Source organism: Phytopseudomonas dryadis (genome assembly GCF_004327355.1).
GTDB classification, from domain to species: Bacteria; Pseudomonadota; Gammaproteobacteria; order Pseudomonadales; family Pseudomonadaceae; genus Aquipseudomonas; species Aquipseudomonas dryadis.
Window position 1 is genome coordinate 70,097 of sequence record NZ_QJUM01000022.1, and the last position, 19,992, is coordinate 90,088.

At 66.4% G+C, this 19,992-nt stretch carries 14 protein-coding genes; 7 read left to right on the forward strand and 7 right to left on the reverse strand.

Annotated elements, in window-relative coordinates; all coding sequences use genetic code 11:
• Nucleotides 1–872: 872 nt before the first annotated feature.
• The 7 genes from DNK34_RS18135 to gshB form a co-directional block, all read right to left on the reverse strand.
• Complete coding sequence (locus DNK34_RS18135) at nucleotides 873–2,144, reverse strand: dihydroorotase (protein WP_131176388.1); 1,272 nt, start codon at nucleotides 2,142–2,144, stop codon at nucleotides 873–875.
• Nucleotides 2,144–3,148, reverse strand: coding sequence for an aspartate carbamoyltransferase catalytic subunit (locus DNK34_RS18140; RefSeq protein WP_131176387.1), 1,005 nt, complete (start codon nucleotides 3,146–3,148; stop codon nucleotides 2,144–2,146). Before DNK34_RS18140 ends, DNK34_RS18135 begins: the two co-directional genes overlap by 1 nt.
• A complete protein-coding gene (gene pyrR / locus DNK34_RS18145; RefSeq protein WP_131176386.1) occupies nucleotides 3,145–3,666 on the reverse strand; it encodes a bifunctional pyr operon transcriptional regulator/uracil phosphoribosyltransferase PyrR in 522 nt (173 codons plus the stop codon). The genes DNK34_RS18140 and pyrR overlap by 4 nt, the downstream gene beginning before the upstream one ends.
• A gap of 26 nt (nucleotides 3,667–3,692) precedes the next feature.
• A complete protein-coding gene (ruvX, locus tag DNK34_RS18150) occupies nucleotides 3,693–4,136 on the reverse strand; it encodes a Holliday junction resolvase RuvX (protein WP_131176385.1) in 444 nt (147 codons plus the stop codon).
• Nucleotides 4,136–4,705, reverse strand: coding sequence for a YqgE/AlgH family protein (locus DNK34_RS18155; RefSeq protein ID WP_131176384.1), 570 nt, complete (start codon nucleotides 4,703–4,705; stop codon nucleotides 4,136–4,138). Before DNK34_RS18155 ends, ruvX begins: the two co-directional genes overlap by 1 nt.
• Before the next feature lie 311 nt (nucleotides 4,706–5,016).
• Nucleotides 5,017–5,913, reverse strand: a complete 897-nt coding sequence (locus tag DNK34_RS18165; protein WP_131176383.1) for an energy transducer TonB — start codon at nucleotides 5,911–5,913, stop codon at nucleotides 5,017–5,019.
• Between the two features lie 55 nt (nucleotides 5,914–5,968).
• Nucleotides 5,969–6,931: a glutathione synthase gene (gene gshB, locus DNK34_RS18170; RefSeq protein ID WP_131176382.1), complete on the reverse strand. Its 963-nt coding sequence runs from the start codon at nucleotides 6,929–6,931 to the stop codon at nucleotides 5,969–5,971.
• A gap of 229 nt (nucleotides 6,932–7,160) precedes the next feature.
• Here gshB and pilG point away from each other — a divergent pair, with 229 nt between their 5' ends.
• The 7 genes from pilG to DNK34_RS18205 all read left to right on the forward strand — a co-directional run bounded on the left by pilG (nucleotide 7,161) and on the right by DNK34_RS18205 (nucleotide 19,977).
• Nucleotides 7,161–7,568, forward strand: coding sequence for a twitching motility response regulator PilG (pilG, locus tag DNK34_RS18175; RefSeq protein WP_108094981.1), 408 nt, complete (start codon nucleotides 7,161–7,163; stop codon nucleotides 7,566–7,568).
• A 45-nt stretch (nucleotides 7,569–7,613) separates the two neighbouring features.
• On the forward strand, nucleotides 7,614–7,979 hold the full coding sequence (pilH, locus tag DNK34_RS18180) for a twitching motility response regulator PilH (protein WP_004373130.1): 366 nt from the start codon (nucleotides 7,614–7,616) through the stop codon (nucleotides 7,977–7,979).
• A gap of 41 nt (nucleotides 7,980–8,020) precedes the next feature.
• On the forward strand, nucleotides 8,021–8,557 hold the full coding sequence (locus DNK34_RS18185; RefSeq protein ID WP_131176381.1) for a chemotaxis protein CheW: 537 nt from the start codon (nucleotides 8,021–8,023) through the stop codon (nucleotides 8,555–8,557).
• 84 nt (nucleotides 8,558–8,641) lie between these two features.
• Nucleotides 8,642–10,690 (forward strand): methyl-accepting chemotaxis protein, encoded by a 2,049-nt coding sequence (locus DNK34_RS18190; protein WP_131176380.1) that lies wholly within the window; start codon nucleotides 8,642–8,644, stop codon nucleotides 10,688–10,690.
• A 68-nt stretch (nucleotides 10,691–10,758) separates the two neighbouring features.
• Nucleotides 10,759–11,616, forward strand: a complete 858-nt coding sequence (locus tag DNK34_RS18195) for a CheR family methyltransferase (protein WP_131176454.1) — start codon at nucleotides 10,759–10,761, stop codon at nucleotides 11,614–11,616.
• A 19-nt stretch (nucleotides 11,617–11,635) separates the two neighbouring features.
• Entirely contained in the window at nucleotides 11,636–18,973 is a 7,338-nt protein-coding gene (locus DNK34_RS18200; protein WP_131176379.1) for an Hpt domain-containing protein, read from the forward strand.
• Nucleotides 18,970–19,977 (forward strand): chemotaxis protein CheB, encoded by a 1,008-nt coding sequence (locus DNK34_RS18205; protein WP_131176378.1) that lies wholly within the window; start codon nucleotides 18,970–18,972, stop codon nucleotides 19,975–19,977. The genes DNK34_RS18200 and DNK34_RS18205 overlap by 4 nt, the downstream gene beginning before the upstream one ends.
• Nucleotides 19,978–19,992: the final 15 nt, after the last annotated feature.

A 19,992-nucleotide genomic window follows, 5' to 3' on the forward strand; every position in this document is an offset into this window, starting at 1 on the left:
CGGTTCGGCCCGTAGATAGCGGCTTGCTCCTTGGCCTGCAAGAGCCCGCGCACGTAGGAGCGTCGACCCCGGCGCGATGCGATGGTGGCCATGCTGCAGAAGTCGCGGTATGGCCACGCTTCGCCGCGGGGTCGCGGCTCCTACGCGAATCCGGCGATTTCGCGCTTATTGTCGAATCCCGTAGGATGGGGCGGGCCGCGCAGGTGAAACCCATCGGCAATTGATGGGTTTCACCCATCCTACGTGCTGGGTACGCACGTAGGAGCGTCGACCCCGGCGCGATGCGATGGCGGCCATGCTGCAGAAAACGCGGTATGGCCACGATTCGCCGCGAGGTCGCGGCTCCTACGCGAATCCGGCAATTCTGCGCTTATGGTTGAATCCCGTAGGATGGGGCGGGCCGCGCAGGTGAAACCCATCGGCAATTGATGGGTTTCACCCATCCTGCGTGCTGGGTACGCACGTAGGAGCGTCGACCCCGGCGCGATGCGATGGCGGCCATGCTGCAGAAAACGCGGCATGGCCAAGATTCGCCGCGAGGTCGCGGCTCCTACGCGAATCCGGCGATTTCGCGCTTATTGTCGAATCCCGTAGGGTGGGTCGGGCCGCGCAGGTGAAACCCATCGGCAAATTGATGGGTTGCACCCATCCTGCGTGCTGGGTACGCACGTAGGAGCGTCGACCCCGGCGCGATGCGATGGCGGCCATGCTGCAGAAGTCGCGGTATGGCCACGATTCGCCGCGGGGTCGCGGCTCCTGCGCGAATCCGGCAATTCTGCGCTTATGGTTGAATCCCGTCGGATGAGTCGGGCCGCGCGGGTGCAACCCATTGGCTATTGATGGGTTTCACCCATCCTACGGGCTTGCAGCTGCTATTGCTGGTAGCTGATATGCCCGTCGACCAGGGTATAGCGCACCTGGCCGGGCAGGCAGTGGCCGAGGAAGGGGCTGTTGCCGCCCTTGGAGTACCAGGGTTCGCCGGCCACGGTGGAGGCCTGTGGGTCGAACAGCAGGATGTCCGCCGGGGCGCCGACCTGCAGCTTGCCGGCGGGCAGGCGCAGGGCCTGGGCCGGGCCGCTGCTGAGGCGGGCGAGCAGCGTCGGCAGGTCGAGCAGGCCATCCTGCACCAGGGTCATGGCCAGTGGCAGCAGCAACTGCACGCCGCTGATGCCCGGCTCGGTCTCGCCGAAGGGGGCGAGCTTGGCATCGCGCTCATGGGGCTGGTGATGACTGGCGATGGCGCTGATCACGCCGCTTTTCAGCGCCTCGCGCAGGCCGTCGCGGTCGGCGCGGGTGCGCAGCGGCGGCTGTACGTGGTAGAGGCTGGAGAAGTCGATCAGCGCTTCGTCGGTGAGGATCAACTGATACAGGGCCACGTCCGCGCTCACCGGCAGGCCGCGGGCCTGGGCCTCGGCGATCAGTTGCACGCCGCGGGCGCTGGTCAGCTGGCTGAAGTGGGCGCGGACTCCGCTCTGTTCCACCAGCAGCAGGTCGCGGGCCAGGGCCACGGTCTCCGCGGTTTCCGGGATGCCCGGCAGGCCGAGGAAGCTGGCGGTGGCGCCTTCGTGGGCCAGGCCGCCTTCGGCGAGGTCGTGATCCTGGGAATGGAAGATCACCGTCAGGTCGAAGGTCGCCGCGTACTCCAGGGCGCGGCGCAGGGTACGGCTGCTGCGGAAGCTGTCCAGGCCGTTGCCGAAGGCCACGCAGCCGGCGTCGCGCAGGGCCACCAGTTCGGCGAGCTGCTCGCCGGCGAGGCCCTTGCTCAGGGCGCCGATGGGGAACACCTTGGTGTGTCCGGCTTCGCGGGCGCGGTCGAGGATCAGTTCGGCCACGGCCGGGGTGTCGAGCACCGGGCGGGTGAACGGTGGGCAGCACAGGCTGGTGACGCCGCCGGCGGCGGCGGCCAGGGTCTCGCTGGCGATGTTGCCTTTGCGGCTGTAGCCGGGCTCGCGCAGGGCGACGTTGAGGTCGACCAGGCCGGGCGTGGCGACCAGGCCCCGGGCGTCGAGGGTCTGGTCGGCGACGAACTCCGCCGGCGCCTGGCCGATGGCGTGGACCTTGCCGCCTTCCAGGTAGATATCCGCTACTTGATCGAAACCGCTGGCCGGGTCGATGACCCGGGCACCGAGGATACGGGTACGCATCAGTTCAGCTCCTCGGCGTTGAGTTGGCGTTGCGCGTTCTGGCCGCTCATGGTCATGGACAGCACGGCCATGCGGATGGCGATGCCGTAGGTGACCTGGTTGAGGATCACCGAGCGCGCGCCGTCGGCCACCGCCGATTCGATCTCCACGCCGCGGTTGATCGGCCCGGGGTGCATGACGATGGCATCCGCCTTGGCCAGCGCCAGACGCTGCTCGCTGAGGCCGAACAGGCGGTAGAACTCGCCCTCGCTGGGCAGCAGGCCGCCCTGCATGCGCTCGCGCTGCAGGCGCAGCATGATCACCACGTCGACGTCCTTGAGGCCGCTGGCCATGTCGCTGTAGACCGTCACGCCATATTGCTCGATACCGACCGGCAGCAGGGTCTTGGGGGCGATCACGCGGATGTCCGGGCAACCGAGGGCCTTCAGCGCGAGCATGTTCGAGCGCGCCACCCGCGAGTGCAGGATGTCGCCGACGATGGCCACCGAGAGGTTGTCGAAGCCGCCCTTGTGGCGGCGGATGGTGAGCATGTCGAGCATGCCCTGGGTCGGGTGCGCGTGGCGGCCGTCGCCGCCGTTGATGATCGCCAGGTTGGGGCACACGTGTTCGGCGATGAAGTGCGCGGCGCCGGAATCGGCATGGCGCACGACGAAGATGTCGGCGGCCATGGCCTCGAGGTTGCGCAGGGTGTCGAACAGCGTCTCGCCCTTGCTGGTCGAGCTGGTCGACACGTTGAGGCTGATCACGTCGGCGGACAGGCGCTGGGCGGCCAGTTCGAAGGTGGTGCGGGTGCGCGTGGAGTTCTCGAAGAACACGTTGCACACCGTCTTGCCGCGCAGCAGCGGGACTTTCTTCACCGCCCGGGCGCCGACCTCGAGGAAGGAGTCGGCGGTGTCGAGGATTTCCGTCAGCAGCTCGCGGGGCAGGCCGTCGAGGGACAGGAAGTGGCGTAGCTGGCCCTGGTCGTTGAGCTGCAGCGGGCGCTTGGCATCGATCGGTGTCATTGCGGACGGCCTTGGTTGGAAAGCGTCTGGAGTTCGAGAGTGAACGGCGCGGGGCCGGACAATTTTACCCGCTGATCGGCGGCCAGCGACAGGGTCGCGCCGACCACATCGGGACGGATCGGCAGTTCGCGGGCATCCAGGTCGAGCAGGCTGACCAGGGTCACGCTGGCCGGGCGGCCATAGTCGAACAGTTCGTTGAGGGCCGCGCGGATGGTGCGCCCGCTCATCAGCACGTCGTCGATCAGTACCAGGTGCTGGCCCTCGATCTCGAAGGGCAGCTCCGACGGTTGCACCTGCGGGTGCAGGCCGTTCTGGGTGAAATCGTCGCGGTAGAAGGACACGTCGAGGATGCCCAGGGGCGCGTCGCGGCCCAGCTGCTCGAGCAGGGCCCGGGCGACCCACACGCCACCGGTGCGGATGCCGATGAAGCGCGGCTCGGCGATCTGTCGACGGTTGAGGTGAGCGATCAGGGCGGCGGCCATCTGCGGCAGCAGCTCGGCGGGGTTGGGTAGGCTCATCGATGGCTCCTTGTGGCCGGGGCTGCTCAGCCCGGGTGGTTCTGTTCCAGCCAGCCCTGCAGCAACAGGGCGGCGGCCAGGGCGTCCACCGGGCGCTGGCGGTAGCCGCCGTTCTGCCCATGCTGCAGGCGCTCGCCCTTGGCGGCGTAGGTGGTCAGGCGTTCGTCGTGGGTGTGCACGGGTAGATTGAAGCGCCCGTGCAGGCGCCGGGCGAACTTCTCGGCGCGGTCGCTCATTTCGCTGGGGCTGCCGTCCATGTTCAGCGGCAGGCCGACGACCAGGGCGTCGGGCTGCCATTCGCGCATCAGGGCTTCGACCTTGTGCCAGTCCGGTACGCCGTTCTGCGCCTTGAGAATGCACAGCTCGCGGGCCGAGCCGGTGATCGCCTGGCCGACGGCGACACCGATCTGCTTGCTGCCGTAGTCGAAGCCGAGCAGCAGGCGCGGCGGCTTGGCCGATGCCTCGGCCATCAGGCGTGCCCCGCCTGGCTGGTCAGCAGGCCGAGGTTGACGCCGAGTAGTGCGGCGGCGGCGTTGAGGCGCTGATCGTAGGGGGTTTCGAAGAGGATGGTGTGGTCGGCCGGGCTGGTCAGCCAGGCGTTGTCGGCCAGCTCGGCCTCCAGTTGCCCGGCTTCCCAGCCGGCATAGCCGAGGGCGATCAGGTGGCGCTCGGGGCCTTCGCCTTCGGCGATGGCGAAGAGCACGTCCTGGGAGGTCGACAGGCCCAGCTCGCCCAGCTCCAGGGTGGCCTGGAACTGCGGGCCGCTGGGGTGCAGGACGAAGCCGCGGTCGGTCTGTACCGGGCCGCCGGTGAAGATCGGCAGGCTCCGGCACAGCGCTGGGGGCTCGCTGTCCGGGCGCAGCTGCTCCAGCACGTCGGCCAGGTTGAGGCCGTTGGGACGGTTGATGATCAGCCCCATGGCGCCCTGGTCGTTGTGCTCGACCAGATAGACCACGGTTTGCGCGAAATGCGGATCGGCCATGTGCGGCATGGCGATCAGGAAGTGATGTCTGAGCGGGGTGGGGGCTGAATTCTTCATGGCGGGTAGTTTGAAGCGGCAAGCTGCAAGCCACAAGCTTGAAGCCGAGAAAAGCGCTGGAGGCTGAAAGCTGGACGAAATAAGGCCGGAAGCTGGGTAGCCTGGGTATCGCTGCGCTCGACCCAGGCTACGAGCCAGAGGCCGATAAGAGCGCTGAAGGCTGAACGAAAAAGCTTGACTGGAGTAAGGCCGACCACAACGCTGTCCAGCCTCCAGCCTCCAGCCTCCAGCCTCCAGCCTCCAGCCTCCAGCCTCCAGCCTCCAGCCTCCAGCCTCCAGCCTCCAGCCTCCAGCCTCCAGCCTCCAGCCTCCTATTGGCTCGACAGCCGGTCGCCGCGCTCGAAGCGCCAGGTGCGGATGATCTCCAGGCGGTCGATGTCGGCCAGGTCGCCGGTGAACGGCGCGTAGGGCGCGGCTAGGCGCACGATGCGCAGGGCCGCCTGGTCGAGCAACTGCTGGCCGGAGGATTCCAGCACCTGGACTTCGTACAGGGTGCCGTCGCGGTTGATCGACACCAGCAGGCGCAGGCTGCCGTAGATCTGCTGGCGGCGCGCCTCGTCGGGGTAGTTCAGGTTGCCGATGCGCTCGACCTTCTTGCGCCATTCGTCCTTGTACCAGGCGCCCTTGTCGCGCATGGTCGAGGCGGCGTTGAGGCGGTGGATCCTCGGCCGTTTGGCGTATTGCTGCACCTCGTTGGCCAGCTCGGCCTCGAGGCTGGCGATCTCCGCGGAGAGCTGGGCGCTGTCGAAGGCGGGGGCGGCCGGCGCCGGTGGCGTGGGCTTGCTTTCCTCGCGCTTGGTCGGCGCTTTCTGGGGCTGCGGGGCGCGGGTGGTGACTGCCGCCTTCGGCGCCTCGGGCTTGACCGCTGGCGGTGGCGGGGCCGCTGGCGGGGTCACGCGCTTGACCTCGGTGTCCTGGAAGGGCGCCTGTTCGGTGGTGGTGGGTGCCGCTTTCTTGTCCAGGGTGCCGCTGCCCTGCTGGTTGTCCTGGGCCAGAAAGTCGGCGTCCTTGGGCTTTTCTTCGCTCTTGAAGGTCGACAGGGTGATTTCCAGGGTCTTGCTGATCTGGCTCGGCTCGGCCAGGGTGAAGCCCAGGCCGAGGATCAGCGCGGCATGCAGCACCGCCGCGAGGAACAGGGTGAACCCCAGGCGATCCGCCGGGCGAACGCCGGAAGAGAGGATATCGGGTGGGGTGGCTGCTGCGTTCATCGCGATTCGGTCGGTTCAGGTAGCTGCGCAGTCTGCCGAGGCGTCCGCTAAAAGTCTATGAAGCACTCCGCGCATTGAGCTTCTCGGCGATCTTGTCCATCAGGCGTTCGCCGATGCGTGTATCGAAGGCGGCGTCGATCTCGCGGATGCACGTCGGGCTGGTGACGTTGATCTCGGTCAGGTGCTCGCCGATCACGTCCAGGCCGACGAACAGCAGGCCGCGCTCGCGCAGGCTCGGCCCCACCGCCTCGGCGATTTCGCGATCGCGCGGGCTCAGCGGGCGGGCCTCGCCGCGGCCACCGGCCGCCAGGTTGCCGCGGGTTTCCCCTGCGGCGGGAATCCGTGCCAGGCAATAGGGCACCGCTTCGCCATCGATCATCAGGATGCGTTTGTCGCCGTCGACGATGGCCGGCAGGTAGCGCTGCGCCATGATCTGCTGGCTGCCGTGGGCGGTCAGGGCTTCGAGGATCACCGAGAGGTTGGGGTCGCCCTCGCGGTGGCGAAAGATCATCGAGCCGCCCATGCCATCGAGGGGTTTGAGAATGATGTCACGGTGCTCGCGGGCAAACTCGCGCAGAATGTCGGCCCTGCGGCTGACGATTGTTTCCGGTGTGTAGGCGGGAAAGCGGGTGGCGAAGAATTTTTCATTGCAGTCGCGCAGGCTCTGCGGGCGGTTGACCACCAGCGTGCCGGCCTGCTCGGCCTGTTCCAGCAGGTAGGTGGAATAGACGAACTCGTTATCGAAGGGCGGATCCTTGCGCATCAGGATCACGTCCAGCTCGGCCAGCGGCAGATCCTGTTCGTCGCCGAGTTCGAACCAGCGTTGCGGATCGGCGAATACCTTCAATGCACGGGTGCGGCCACGGGCCACACCGCGGGCCTGGTAAAGATCCTTCTGCTCCAGGTAGAAGAGATCCCAGCCGCGGTTCTGGGCGGCCAGCAACATGGCCAGCGAGCTGTCCTTCTTGTAGGCGATCTGGGCAATGGGATCCATGACGATGCCGAGGCGAACGCGCATTGGGGTATCTCCGTGGAGGGCGGCAGGGAAGAGGCCGCCAGGCTGGCGTGTGTGGCGCCAAGGGTGGCGCTGACGGCGCGGGGGGTCAAGGAAAAACCTGGTTTATAGCTTGCATGGGGAGAGTGTGCTAAAAAGGCCCAGCGGTGGGCCAGGCCCATCGGCATCAGGGCCTCAGGCACACTGTAATAGCGTAAAAATGACGACTCACCGAGGCGATGGTAGGGCAAACATGGAACAGCATTCCGAAGGTTTGAGGGTGATGGTGATCGACGATTCGAAGACGATTCGTCGCACTGCGGAAACCCTACTGAAAAAGGTGGGTTGCGAGGTGATAACGGCGGTGGACGGCTTCGATGCCCTGGCGAAGATCGCCGATACCCACCCGAACATCATCTTCGTCGACATCATGATGCCGCGGCTCGATGGCTATCAGACCTGTGCCCTGATCAAGAACAACAGTGCCTTCAAATCCACCCCGGTGATCATGCTGTCCTCCAAGGACGGCCTGTTCGACAAGGCCAAGGGGCGCATCGTCGGCTCTGATCAGTACCTGACCAAACCCTTCAGCAAGGAAGAACTGCTCGGGGCGATCAAGGCCCATGTGCCGGACTTCACCCCGGTGGAACAAGCCTCCTGACGTCCGGTTGACGCCGCAGACGCCTCTTATGTATTGGGAAAGACCATGGCTCGAATTCTGATTGTTGATGACTCGCCGACCGAAATGTACAAACTGACCGCCATGCTGGAAAAGCATGGGCACCAGGTACTCAAGGCGGAAAACGGCGCCGATGGGGTGGCCCTGGCGCGCCAGGAAAAGCCGGATGCGGTACTGATGGACATCGTCATGCCGGGCCTCAACGGCTTTCAGGCCACGCGTCAGTTGACCAAGGACGCCGAGACCAGCCATATCCCGGTGATCATCGTCACCACCAAGGATCAGGAGACCGACAAGGTCTGGGGCAAGCGCCAGGGCGCCAAGGACTACCTGACCAAGCCGGTGGACGAAGAGACATTGCTGAAAACCCTCAACGCAGTGTTGGCTGGCTGATGCCGGCCGCTGCGCGACTCTAGAAGAAGGCCACGGCAGGCATGTCCGAAACACTGACGCCCTTTCAGGTTCTCCTCGGCATCGATCAGCGCTGCCGGGCGATGGCGGCTGGCTTGCCGTCGCAGCAGTCGGTGGTACAGACCTGGAGCGGGATCGGTTTTCGCATGGGCGAGCGTTTGTTCGTCGCACCGATGGGTGAGGTCGGTGAAGTCCTGCACGAGCCACGTCATACCCTGCTGCCCGGCGTGAAGAGCTGGGTCAAGGGCGTGGCCAACGTGCGTGGGCGACTGCTGCCGGTCATGGACCTGTGTGGTTTCTTCGGCAGCGAACTGTCGCCTCTGCGCAAGCAGCGGCGGGTGCTGGTGGTGGATCATCATGACGTTTTCGCCGGCCTCACGGTCGACGAAGTATTCGGCATGCAGCATTTCCCGGTGGACACGTTTTCCGAGCAGCTGCCAGCGCTCGAGGCGTCCATCCAGCCGTTCATTCACGGTGTGTTCCGACGCGAGCAGCCCTGGTTGGTGTTCAGCCCTCACGCGCTGGCACAGGACCCGGGCTTTCTCGACGTCGCGTATTAAAAAGCTTTTCGGGGGGCCGGCCTGGCCGGTCTTTTAGCGTTGCACGGAAACCGAAGTGCGGTAGGTCCAGGCGGGGGCCAGATAATGAAAAAAGCAATTTCAGGCAATATTTTGGCGGGTACGCGCGTCGGCACGCTGGTGGCAGGGCTGTTCATCGTCCTGATCGTTTCCATCGTGCTGCTGTTTGCCAACTTCGCCTACATCAACACCCAGACCAACTACGACACGGAATACATCGGCCATGCCGGTGAGTTGCGCGTGCTCTCTCAGCGTATCGCCAAGAACGCCACGGAAGCGGCCACCGGTACGCCCGAGGCCTTCGCCTTGCTGCGCGATGCGCGCAACGACTTCCAGGAACGCTGGGCCTACCTGACCGACGGCAACGCCGAGAGCGGTGTGCCGGCGGCGCCGGAGGCGGTTCAGCCGCAGATGGCGGCGGTGCAGCAGGACTGGGATAGCCTGCGGCAGAACACCGATGCGATCCTGGCCAGCGAGCAGACCGTTCTGTCGCTGCACCAGGTAGCGGCCACGCTGGCGGAAACCATTCCGCAACTGCAGGTCGAGTACGAGGAAGTGGTCGACATCCTGCTGGAAAGCGGGGCGCCGGCGGCCCAGGTATCGGTTGCCCAGCGCCAGTCGTTGCTCGCCGAACGGATTCTCGGTTCGGTGAACAAGGTGCTGGCCGGCGACGAGGATTCGGTGCAGGCCGCCGACATGTTCGGTCGTGATGCCAGCCTGTTCGGCCGCGTGCTCAACGCCATGCTCGAAGGCAACGCGGCGATGGAAATCGCCAAGGTGAACGACGAGGAAGCCCTCGAGCGTCTGGCGGAAATTTCCGAGCTGTTCGAATTCGTATCCGGCTCGGTGGACGAGATTCTCGAGACCTCGCCGGAACTGTTCCAGGTGCGGGAGTCGGCCAACGTCATCTTCACCGTGTCGCAGACCCTGCTGGACAAGGCATCGCTGTTGTCCGAAGGTTTCGAAGAGCTGGTCTCCGCGCGGGCGCTGAACACCATCGCCGGCTATGTGCTGGGCGCCCTCGCCCTCGGTTCGATTCTCTTGATCGGTCTGGTGATGGTGCGTGAAACCAACCGCCGTCTGGCCGAAACCGCCGAGAAGAACGAGCGCAACCAGACGGCGATTCTGCGTCTGCTCGATGAGATCGCCGACCTCGCCGACGGTGACCTCACGGTGGCGGCCACGGTAACCGAGGACTTCACCGGCGCCATCGCCGACTCCATCAACTATTCCATCGACCAACTGCGTGACCTGGTAGCCACGATCAACCTGACCGCTGTTCAGGTGGCCGGTGCGGCCCAGGAGACCCAGGCCACGGCGATGCACCTGGCCGAGGCGTCCGAGCACCAGGCCCAGGAAATCGCCGGTGCTTCCGCGGCGATCAACGAAATGGCCGTGTCGATCGACCAGGTATCGGCGAACGCCTCGGAGTCCTCCGCGGTAGCGGAACGTTCCGTAGCCATCGCCAACAAGGGCAACGAGGTGGTGCACAACACCATCACCGGCATGGACAACATCCGTGAGCAGATCCAGGACACCTCGAAGCGGATCAAGCGCCTCGGCGAATCGTCCCAGGAGATCGGTGACATCGTCAGCCTGATCAACGACATCGCCGACCAGACCAACATCCTGGCACTGAACGCGGCGATCCAGGCCTCCATGGCCGGTGACGCGGGCCGCGGCTTCGCCGTGGTCGCGGACGAGGTACAGCGCCTCGCGGAACGTTCTTCCGGTGCCACCAAGCAGATCGAGGCACTGGTGAAAACCATTCAGACCGACACCAACGAGGCGGTCATCTCGATGGAGCAGACCACCTCCGAAGTGGTGCGCGGTGCCCGTCTGGCCCAGGACGCCGGTGTGGCCCTGGAAGAGATCGAGAAGGTATCCAAGACCCTCGCGGCGCTGATCCAGAACATCTCCAACGCCGCCCGCCAGCAGGCCTCTTCGGCCGGCCACATTTCCAACACCATGAACGTGATCCAGGAGATCACCTCGCAGACCTCGTCCGGTACCACGGCGACGGCCAAGAGCATTGGTAACCTGGCCAAGATGGCCAGTGAGATGCGTCACTCGGTGTCCGGCTTTACCTTGCCGGAAACCGGGGAACAGGCCTGACAGGTCTCCGTTCGACGCGTTGAAAGGCGCGTCGCGCGGTGCTGACGGCCATGAGCGAGGGGCACGACATGCAGTCAGGCGTCTGGGCCTTGCAACCCGTGGTGGACATGTCCGCCACGGAGTTTCGCGACTGGCAGGCGCTGCTCGAGATGCGCATCGGCATGGTGGTCAGCGAGCAGCGGCGGACGTTTCTGCAAACCAACCTCAGTGCCCGGATGCGCGAGCTGGGTATCGCCGATTACGCGGCGTACTACCAGCAGGTCACGGATGGGCCGCGTGGCGCGGTGGAATGGTCGACCTTGCTGGATCGTCTGACCGTGCAGGAAACCCGCTTCTTTCGCCATCGCGCCTCCTTCGATGTGTTCGAGGCCTATGTGCGACGCCGCTGCGAGCAGGGGCTGAACACGCCCCTGGCGATCTGGAGCGTGGGTTGCTCCAGCGGCGAGGAGCCGTATTCGCTGGCCATCGCTGCCAGCGAGGTGCTGGAGCGGGGCGGCTGCCCGGGGCAGTTCGGCGTTACCGGTACCGACATCAGCCTCAGTGCGCTGAGCAAGGCGCGCGAGGGCCTGTATGACGGGCGCCGGCTGCAACAGATGGATGACGACTTGCGCGCGCGTTATTTCACGCCGCAGGCCGATGGACGCTTCAAGGTAGTGCCGGAGCTGGCCGCACAGGTGTGTTGCGCCAGGCTCAACGTGCTGGAGTTGGACAAGGCGCCAATGACCGGTATGGACGTTATTTTTTGCCAGAACTTGCTGATTTATTTTCGCCGCTGGCGGCGCCGCGAGATCCTCAACCGCCTGGCCGAGTGCCTGGCCGCGGGTGGTCTGCTGGTGGTCGGGGTGGGCGAGATGGTCGGTTGGCAACACCCGGAGCTGATCCCGGTGGCCGACGAGCGAGTGCTGGCGTTTACCCGCAAGGGCTAAGAGACGAGACGGAGTGGCTATGGGTGATCGGCACGACTATGTCGCCCTGGAGTGGGTCAAGGGCGAAATCGCGGAAACCCTGAAACAGGCGCGACAAGCCCTGGAGGCGTTCGTCGAGAATCCGCAGGATTCGACGCGCATGCGCTTTTGCCAGACCTATGTGCACCAGGTTCACGGCACCCTGCAGATGGTCGAATTCTTCGGCGCGGCGTTGCTCGCCGAAGAAATGGAGCAACTGTCCCAGGCGCTGATGGAAGGTCGCGTGGCCAATCAGGGCGAAGCCCTGGAAGTGCTGATGCAGGCGATCCTGCAACTGCCGGTCTACCTCGACCGTATCCAGACCGCGCGCCGCGACCTGCCCATGGTGGTCCTGCCGCTGCTCAACGACCTGCGCGCGGCGCGGGGCGAGAAGCTGCTGTCGGAAACCAGCCTGTTCTCTCCCGATCTTTCCGGGCATACCCCAGCGCTGTCGCTGGAGTCGCTGAGCCTGCTGCGTACCGAGGAACTGCCGGTACTGCTGCGCAAGTTGCGGCAGATGCTGCAGGTGGCGCTGGTCGGGGTGATCCGCAATCAGGACCTGGCGGTCAATCTCGGTTACATGGCACGGGTTTTCTCGCGTCTGGAAACCCTGTGCAAGGACGCGCCGCTCGGCTCGCTGTGGCAGATTGCCTCGGGCCTGGTCGAAGGCCTGTCCAATGGCAGCGTGAGCAATGGCACCTCCGTGCGCACCTTGCTGCGGCAGGTCGACAAGCAACTCAAGCGTCTGGTCGAGCAGGGTGCCGACGGCATCAACCAGCCGGCGCCCGACGAGCTGACCAAGAATCTGCTGTTCTACGTGGCCAAGGCCTCCGCGCAGTCGCCGCGCAACCGTGTGCTGCGCGAGCGCTACAACCTCGACGAGGCGCTGCCCGACCACGACGTGGTGGATGAAGAGCGTGCCCGTCTCGCCGGCCCGGACCGTGACGCCATGCGTTCGGTGGTCGGTGCGTTGTGCGAGGAACTGGTTCGGGTCAAGGACAGCCTCGACCTGTTCGTGCGCAGCGATCGCCTGCAGGTGGCCGATCTCGACGCCCTGCTGGCGCCGTTGAAGCAGATCGCCGATACCCTGGCCGTGCTGGGGTTCGCCCAGCCGCGCAAGGTCATCGTCGACCAGATCGACGTGGTACGGGGGCTGGCCCAGGGCAAGCAGGCTCCCAGCGACGCGGTGCTGATGGATGTCGCCGGCGCCCTGCTGTACGTCGAGGCGACCCTGGCCGGCATGGTCGGGCAGAACGAAGGCAGCTCCCGCGAGGAGAGCCATCTGCCGACCACCGACGTGGCGCAGATCCATCAACTGGTGATCAAGGAAGCGCGCACCGGCCTGGAGCAGGCCAAGGACGCGATCATTGAGTTCATCGCCTCGCAGTGGAATCACGAACACCTGGCCCGCGTGCCGGGTCTGCTGACCCAGGTACGCGGCGGTCTGGCGATGATCCCCCTGGATCGCGCCGCGGCGCTGCTCAATGCCTGCAATCGCTATATCCAGGAACAGTTGCTGGCGCGCAAGGCCGTGCCCAACTGGCAGAACCTCGATACCCTGGCCGACGCCATCACCAGCGTCGAGTACTACCTCGAGCGCCTGGCCGAAGACCACGCCACCCAGGGCGACCTGATTCTCGATGTCGCCGAGGAGAGCCTCGCGGCCCTCGGCTATCCGCTGCAGGAGCCGCTCGCCGCCGAGCCCATCGAGGAACCGGCCCCGCTGGATGATCCGCTGCACGATATCGACGTGCTGGGCGAAAGCCGTGTCGATAGCGAGGCCGGCATCGAGCCGGGCGAGACCCCCGATACCGGCTCGGCCGAGTCCGAGGCGGGCGCAGACGCGCACGCCTTCTCCGGCGAACCCGCCGCAGCGCCATTGCCGGCGACCGGGCCAGCCAGCACTGACGCCATCGAGGTCGACTGGTCGAACGAGCCGTTGTCGCCGGTGGCCGACAGCTGGTCGGTCGAACCCGAGGCGACAGCTGCGGATGATGACCTTCAAGCCTTCGCTGCCGAGCAGTCGCCGCCGGCCGAGCCGCCTGTCAGTGAACAGGGCAGCGAGACGGACTTTTCCAACGAGCCCCTGTCGCCGGTGAACGACAGCTGGACGGTCGAGACCGAGACGACGCCTGCCGCCGATGAGGCTCAAGCCTTTGCCGCCGAGTTCGGCGAGCCAGCGCTGCCTGCCGAAGAGCCGGCCGAGGATGACGGCCTGTGGACGATCGAGGAGCTGGAAACCGATCTCGATCTGGTCGACTTCGAACGCCCGGCCAGCGAACTGCCGACCCTGGAGGCTTCTGCCGAGCCGTTCGACCTCGCCGATAGCGATGCGCCGATCGACTGGGGCGATAGCGGGCTGACCGATCTGGAGTTGCCGGAGGTCGAACTGCCCGGCCTGCCGGAACCGGCGCCGGCCGACGCGGCACCGGCCGAGAAGCCGCTGTCGATGGCCGATGTCATGGCCGCGCCGGTTCAGGCGATCAACCCGCCTGCGCTCGATGTGCCGCCGAGCCTGCTGCCGCCACCGGCCGACGAAGAGCCGGTCGACGACGAACTGCTCGAGGTGTTCATCGAGGAAGCCGGCGAGGTGCTGGAAACCATTGCCGAGTTCCTGCCGCGCTGGTGTGCCGACAGCGAGGACAAGGAAGCGCTGACCGAAGTGCGGCGTGCCTTCCATACCCTCAAGGGCAGTGGGCGCATGGTGCGGGCACTGGTCATCGGCGAACTGGCCTGGTCGATCGAGAACCTGCTCAACCGCGTGCTCGACCGCAGCATCCAGCCGGGTGCCGAGGTGCAGCAGGTGATCCGCCAGGTCGTCGCGCTGATGCCGGAGCTGGTCGACGAGTTCGCCGCCAAGGCCCAGCGCCAGCGCGACGATGTCGACCGCCTGGCCGCGGACGCCCATGCCCTGGCCAAGGGCCAACAGCTCCCAAAGCATGACGCCCCGGCTGCCGCGGTAGCCGAGCCCGCGGGCGAGATCGAGGCTGCCGCGCCCCAGGAGCATGACCGCGAGGGGCTGGACCCGCAGTTGCTGGAGATCTTCCGCAACGAGGCGGAAACCCACCTCGATACGCTCGCCGCGTTCCTCGCCGACTGCGACCAGCAGTTGCCGCAGCCGGTGACCGACAATCTGCAACGCGCCCTGCATACGCTCAAGGGCAGCGCCTACATGGCCGGCATCCTGCCGGTGGCGGAAATTGCCGCGCCGCTGGAAAAGATGGTCAAGGAATTCAAGGTCAACCTGCTGCCGCTGGATCTGGCCGAAGCCGAACTGCTCGATGATGCCAGGGAGCTGTTGCGTATTGGCCTGGGGCAGCTGGAAAGCCAGCCATTGGCGCCGATTCCCGGCAGCGAGGCATTCCTCGAGCGTGTGCAGCGGTTGCACCAGAACCGTCTGGAAAGCGCCGAGAGTGCACGCAAGGACGAGCAGGGCGAGAGCCGCGATCCGCAACTGATCGGCATCTTCCTCGCCGAAGGCATGGATATCCTGCTCGACGTCGAAGAGCTGCTGCGGCGCTGGCGCGAGCACCCTTCCGAGCGCCAGGAACTGAGTGCGCTGTTGGAGGAACTGACGACCCTCGGGCGTGGCGCGGAAATGGCCGAGTTGCCGCAGATCGACGAGCTCTGCGAAGCGCTGCTCGACCTCTATGGCGCCGTCGAAGAGGGCAGCCTGGCGGTCAGCGAACGCTTCTTCAGCGAGGCCGAGCAGGCCCATGAAGCGCTGATCGGCATGATGGACCAGGTGGCCGCGGGCCTGCAGGTCAGTGCCCAGCCGGAGCGTGTCGAGGCGCTGCGCAGCCTGCTTGGCGAAGCCCTGGACCCGAGTACCCTGGCCTTGCTCTCGGGCGATGCGTCGGGTCTGCAGGTGGTCGAGATGGATGAGGCCACCAAAGCCCTCGAGCAGGACGCTGCCGAGGCCGAACGCGGCGCCGGGGACGAGGTTGCCGAGACGGCTGCGCTGGCCGAGCCGGGCGCCATCGACGAGGAGATGGTGTCGATCTTCCTCGAGGAGGCCGTGGACATCCTCGACAGCGCCGGCCGTTCCCTCGAGCGCTGGTTGGCCGAGCCGGACAATCGCGCGGCCCTGTCTTCCCTGCAGCGCGACCTGCATACCCTCCAGGGTGGCGCGAGCATGGCCGAAATCGGCCCCGTCAGCGATCTGGCCCATGAGCTGGAGGCGCTGTACGAAGGCTTGATGGATCGTCGCTACGGCGCGTCGCCCTTCCTGGCCGATATCCTGCAGCAGAGCCATGCGCGCCTGGCGGCGATGCTCGAGCAATTGCAGAGCCGCGCCGCGCTGCAGCAACCGAGCGAGCTGATCGCGGCGATTCGCCAGTTCCGCCAGAGCGGTGGGCAGGGCCAGAGCGCGGTCGACGAGCCCGCGCCGAGTGAGCAGCCCGGCGAGGCGGATAGCGACAGCCAGCCCCTTCCCGTCGAGCCGATAGCCGAGGCCGCGGACAGCGAGCCGCCGCTGTCGCTGAACATGGCCGGCGACGAACCTGCCGCTGTGATCCAGATGGCGCCTGAGCAAGCCGCGGGCGTCGACGACGGTCGCGATCCCGAACTGGTGGAGATCTTCCTCGAGGAAGGCTTCGACATCATCGAGAGTGCCGGCGCGGCGCTGCTGCGCTGGATGGACAATGTCGACAACAGCCTCGACCTGGAGTCCCTGCAGCGTGATCTGCACACCCTCAAGGGTGGTGCGCGGATGGCCGAGATCCGGGAGATCGGCGATCTGGCCCACGAACTCGAATTCCTCTACGAAGACCTCGGCAACGGCCGCTTGCGGGCCAGTACGCCACTGTTCCAACTGCTCCAGGCCTGCCACGATCGGCTGGCGGAAATGCTCGAAGCCGTACGCGGGCACCAGGCAATGCCGAGTGGCGAGGAACTGATCGACACCATCAGACGCCTGCGCGCCAACCCGGACGAACAATTGAGCATGCCGACTTCGGTGCTGCTCAAGGCCGTACCGTCGAACGATGAGGCCCTGGAAGCCGAGTCGGACATCCTCGACATCTTCCTGGAAGAGGCCGACGACCTGCTCGAAGCCATGGAGGCCGCCATTGGCCGCTGGGAAGAGCGGCGTGACGACGGCGCGGCGATCGACGACATGCTGCGTGTGCTGCACACCCTCAAGGGCGGTGCGCGGCTGGCCGGGCAGAAGCGCCTGGGCGACCTGAGCCACGACCTGGAGCAGCACCTGACCGACGCCCAGACCCAGGGCGCGCCGTGGCCGGAAAGCCTGTACCTGGATGTGCAGTCCGGTTTCGAAGGGCTGCAGAAGGCGCTCGATGAATTGCGTCAGCGCCTGGAGCAGAACACGCTCGACGATCGGGCGCCGCTGCGCCCGCTCGAGGCGCCGGCCGTGCATTCGGCCACCTCCATCGTCGCCGCCAGCGCGCAGCCGGCCGGCCCCGGCGAGGCCCGCGTCCTGCCGTTCGTGCAGCGCGCCGAAGTGGCCGCGGAAGAAGCCGCCGCCCGGCGGGCGCCGCAGGAACTGGTCAAGGTGCCCGCCGATCTGCTCGAAGGGCTGGTCAACCTGGCCGGCGAGACCTCGATCTTCCGCGGGCGTGTCGAACAGCAGGTCAGCGACTTCGGCTTCACCCTGAGCGAGATGGAAGCCACCATCGATCGCGTGCGCGACCAGTTGCGCCGCCTCGATATCGAGACCCAGGCGCAGATTCTCAGCCGCTATCAGGCAGAGGCCGAACGCGCCGGTTACGAAGACTTCGACCCGCTGGAGATGGATCGCCACTCCCAACTGCAGCAGCTGTCCCGGGCGCTGTTCGAGTCGGCCTCCGACTTGCTCGACCTCAAGGAAACCCTGGCCACCCGTAACCGCGATGCGGAAACCCTGCTGCTGCAACAGGCACGGGTCAATACCGAGCTGCAGGAAGGCCTGATGCGCACGCGCATGGTGCCTTTCGACCGCCTGGTGCCGCGCTTGCGGCGTATCGTGCGGCAGGTCGCCAGCGAACTGGGCAAACAGGTCGAGTTCGTCGTCGGCAATGCCGATGGCGAGATGGATCGCACGGTGCTCGAACGCATTGTCGCGCCGCTCGAGCACATGCTGCGCAATGCCGTCGACCATGGTATCGAAAGCGCCGAGGTGCGCCGCGAGGCGGGCAAGGCGGAACAGGGCACCATTCGCCTGGGGCTCGGCCGCGAGGGCGGCGACATCGTGCTGACCCTCAGCGACGACGGCGCCGGGATCAACCTCGAGGCGGTCAGGCGCAAGGCCATCGAGCGCGGTCTGATGAGTGCCGAAGCCGAGCTCGGCGAGCACGACATCCTGCAGTTCATCCTCGAGGCGGGCTTCTCCACCGCGGAGAAGGTCACCCAGATCTCCGGGCGTGGTGTCGGCATGGACGTGGTCAACGCCGAGGTCAAGCAGCTCGGCGGTTCCATGAGCATCGACTCGACGCCCGGGCAGGGCAGCGTGTTCCGTATCCGCCTGCCGTTCACGGTATCGGTCAACCGCGCGCTGATGGTGCTGTCCGGCGAGGATCTGTACGCCATCCCGCTGAATACCATCGAAGGTATCGTGCGGGTTTCGCCCTATGAGCTGGAGGCCTACTATGCGCCGGATGCGCCGCGTTTCGAGTATGCCGGCCAGGCCTACGAGCTGCGCTACCTCGGCGATCTGCTGAACAACGGCCAGCAGCCCAAGCTGGTCGGGCAGAGCCTGCCGCTGCCGGTGATCCTGGTCCGTTCCAGCGAGCACGCCGTGGCCGTGCAGGTCGACTCGCTGGCCGGTTCGCGGGAGATCGTGGTGAAGAGCCTGGGGCCGCAGTTCGCTTCGGTGCCGGGTATTTCCGGCGCCACCATCCTCGGCGATGGCCGGGTGGTGGTGATTCTCGACCTGCTGGCGACCATCCGCGAGCTGCACGCGCATCTGCTGCACCAGGCCAGGCCGCGTCTGGTCGGCGAGGTGACCAGCAGCGTCGAGGCCGAGGTGGACCGGCCGACGCTGGTCATGGTGGTGGACGATTCGGTGACCGTGCGCAAGGTCACCAGCCGTCTGCTGGAGCGTAACGGCATGAACGTGCTGACCGCCAAGGACGGGGTCGACGCCATCGCGCAACTGCAGGAGCAGCGGCCCGACATCATGCTGCTGGATATCGAGATGCCGCGCATGGATGGCTTCGAGGTGGCCACCCTGGTGCGTCATGACGAGGGGTTGAAGGATCTGCCGATCATCATGATCACCTCGCGTACCGGTGAGAAGCACCGGGAGCGGGCCATGAGCATCGGCGTCAACGAATACCTCGGCAAGCCTTATCAGGAGTCGTTGCTGCTCGCCGCGATCGCGCAATGGGTCAAGCACCGATGAGTGCGCGCATCGCGGTGATCGCCGACACCTCGCTGCAGCGTCATGTGCTGCAGCAGGCGCTGACCAGCAACGGCTATCAGGTGGTGCTCAACAGCGATCCGGCGCGCCTCGACGAGGCCGCGCTGGAGGCTTGCGAGGCCAACCTGTGGCTGGTCGATCTGGCGCAATCCGATGACGTGCCGCTGATCGACGCCCTGCTGGCCAGCGCCAGCGCGCCGGTGCTGTTCGGCGAGGGACACGCCCCCGAGCGGCATTCGGAGAATTACCCGCGCTGGGAGCGGCGCCTGGTCGGCAAGCTGAAGAAGCTGGTCGGCGATCCTTCCCAGGCCGTGGGCCCGAGCCTGGACGGATTGCTGGCCGAGGCGCAGCGCCCAGGCCGCATCGAATTGCCCGAGGTGCTGGCGAATACGCCGCTGGTGGCGGGCGAGCCGGCCCGCCAGGTCTGGCTGCTGGCCGCCTCGCTCGGCGGGCCGGAGGCGGTCAAGGCTTTCCTGGATGCCTTGCCCGGTGGCTTGCCGGTGGGCTTTCTGTATGCCCAGCATATCGATCCCGCCTTCGAGGCGGTGCTGCCCCAGGCGATCGGCCGGCACAGCCAGTGGCGGGTCAATCAGGCGCGCGATGGCGACGCGGTGCGCTGCGGCGAGGTCATCGTCGTGCCGATCAGCCGCGAGCTGGCGTTCAGCGATGCAGGCGCCATGCAGATCAGCGCGCGCCCCTGGCCGGAGCCGTACAGCCCGTCCATCGATCAGATGATGCTCAATCTGGCGCAGCGCTACGCCGAGTGCAGCGGGGTCATCGTGTTCAGCGGCATGGGCAGCGACGGCAGCGCGGCGGCGGCCTATGTCCGGCGCCAGGGCGGCGTCATCTGGACCCAGCGCGCCGACAGTTGCGTCTGCTCGAGCATGCCGGACAGCCTGCGCGAAGGCGGCTACAGCAGCTTCAGTGCCGACCCCCGCGAGCTGGCGGTGGCGCTGGTCGAGCACCTGGCCGGGCAATGCCGCTGATGGGCCGCCCGCGTC

Bases quoted from the DNA above. Each gene is read 5' to 3' on its own strand.
- ruvX (WP_131176385.1), bottom strand. From the start codon at position 4,136: ATGGCCGAGGCATCGGCCAAGCCGCCGCGCCTGCTGCTCGGCTTCGAC.
- DNK34_RS18205 (WP_131176378.1), top strand. From the start codon at position 18,970: ATGAGTGCGCGCATCGCGGTGATCGCCGACACCTCGCTGCAGCGTCAT.
- pilG (WP_108094981.1), top strand. From the start codon at position 7,161: ATGGAACAGCATTCCGAAGGTTTGAGGGTGATGGTGATCGACGATTCG.
- DNK34_RS18155 (WP_131176384.1), bottom strand. From the start codon at position 4,705: ATGAAGAATTCAGCCCCCACCCCGCTCAGACATCACTTCCTGATCGCC.
- DNK34_RS18135 (WP_131176388.1), bottom strand. From the start codon at position 2,144: ATGCGTACCCGTATCCTCGGTGCCCGGGTCATCGACCCGGCCAGCGGT.
- DNK34_RS18195 (WP_131176454.1), top strand. From the start codon at position 10,759: ATGCAGTCAGGCGTCTGGGCCTTGCAACCCGTGGTGGACATGTCCGCC.
- DNK34_RS18140 (WP_131176387.1), bottom strand. From the start codon at position 3,148: ATGACACCGATCGATGCCAAGCGCCCGCTGCAGCTCAACGACCAGGGC.
- DNK34_RS18165 (WP_131176383.1), bottom strand. From the start codon at position 5,913: ATGAACGCAGCAGCCACCCCACCCGATATCCTCTCTTCCGGCGTTCGC.
- DNK34_RS18190 (WP_131176380.1), top strand. From the start codon at position 8,642: ATGAAAAAAGCAATTTCAGGCAATATTTTGGCGGGTACGCGCGTCGGC.
- pilH (WP_004373130.1), top strand. From the start codon at position 7,614: ATGGCTCGAATTCTGATTGTTGATGACTCGCCGACCGAAATGTACAAA.
- DNK34_RS18200 (WP_131176379.1), top strand. From the start codon at position 11,636: ATGGGTGATCGGCACGACTATGTCGCCCTGGAGTGGGTCAAGGGCGAA.
- gshB (WP_131176382.1), bottom strand. From the start codon at position 6,931: ATGCGCGTTCGCCTCGGCATCGTCATGGATCCCATTGCCCAGATCGCC.
- DNK34_RS18185 (WP_131176381.1), top strand. From the start codon at position 8,021: ATGTCCGAAACACTGACGCCCTTTCAGGTTCTCCTCGGCATCGATCAG.
- pyrR (WP_131176386.1), bottom strand. From the start codon at position 3,666: ATGAGCCTACCCAACCCCGCCGAGCTGCTGCCGCAGATGGCCGCCGCC.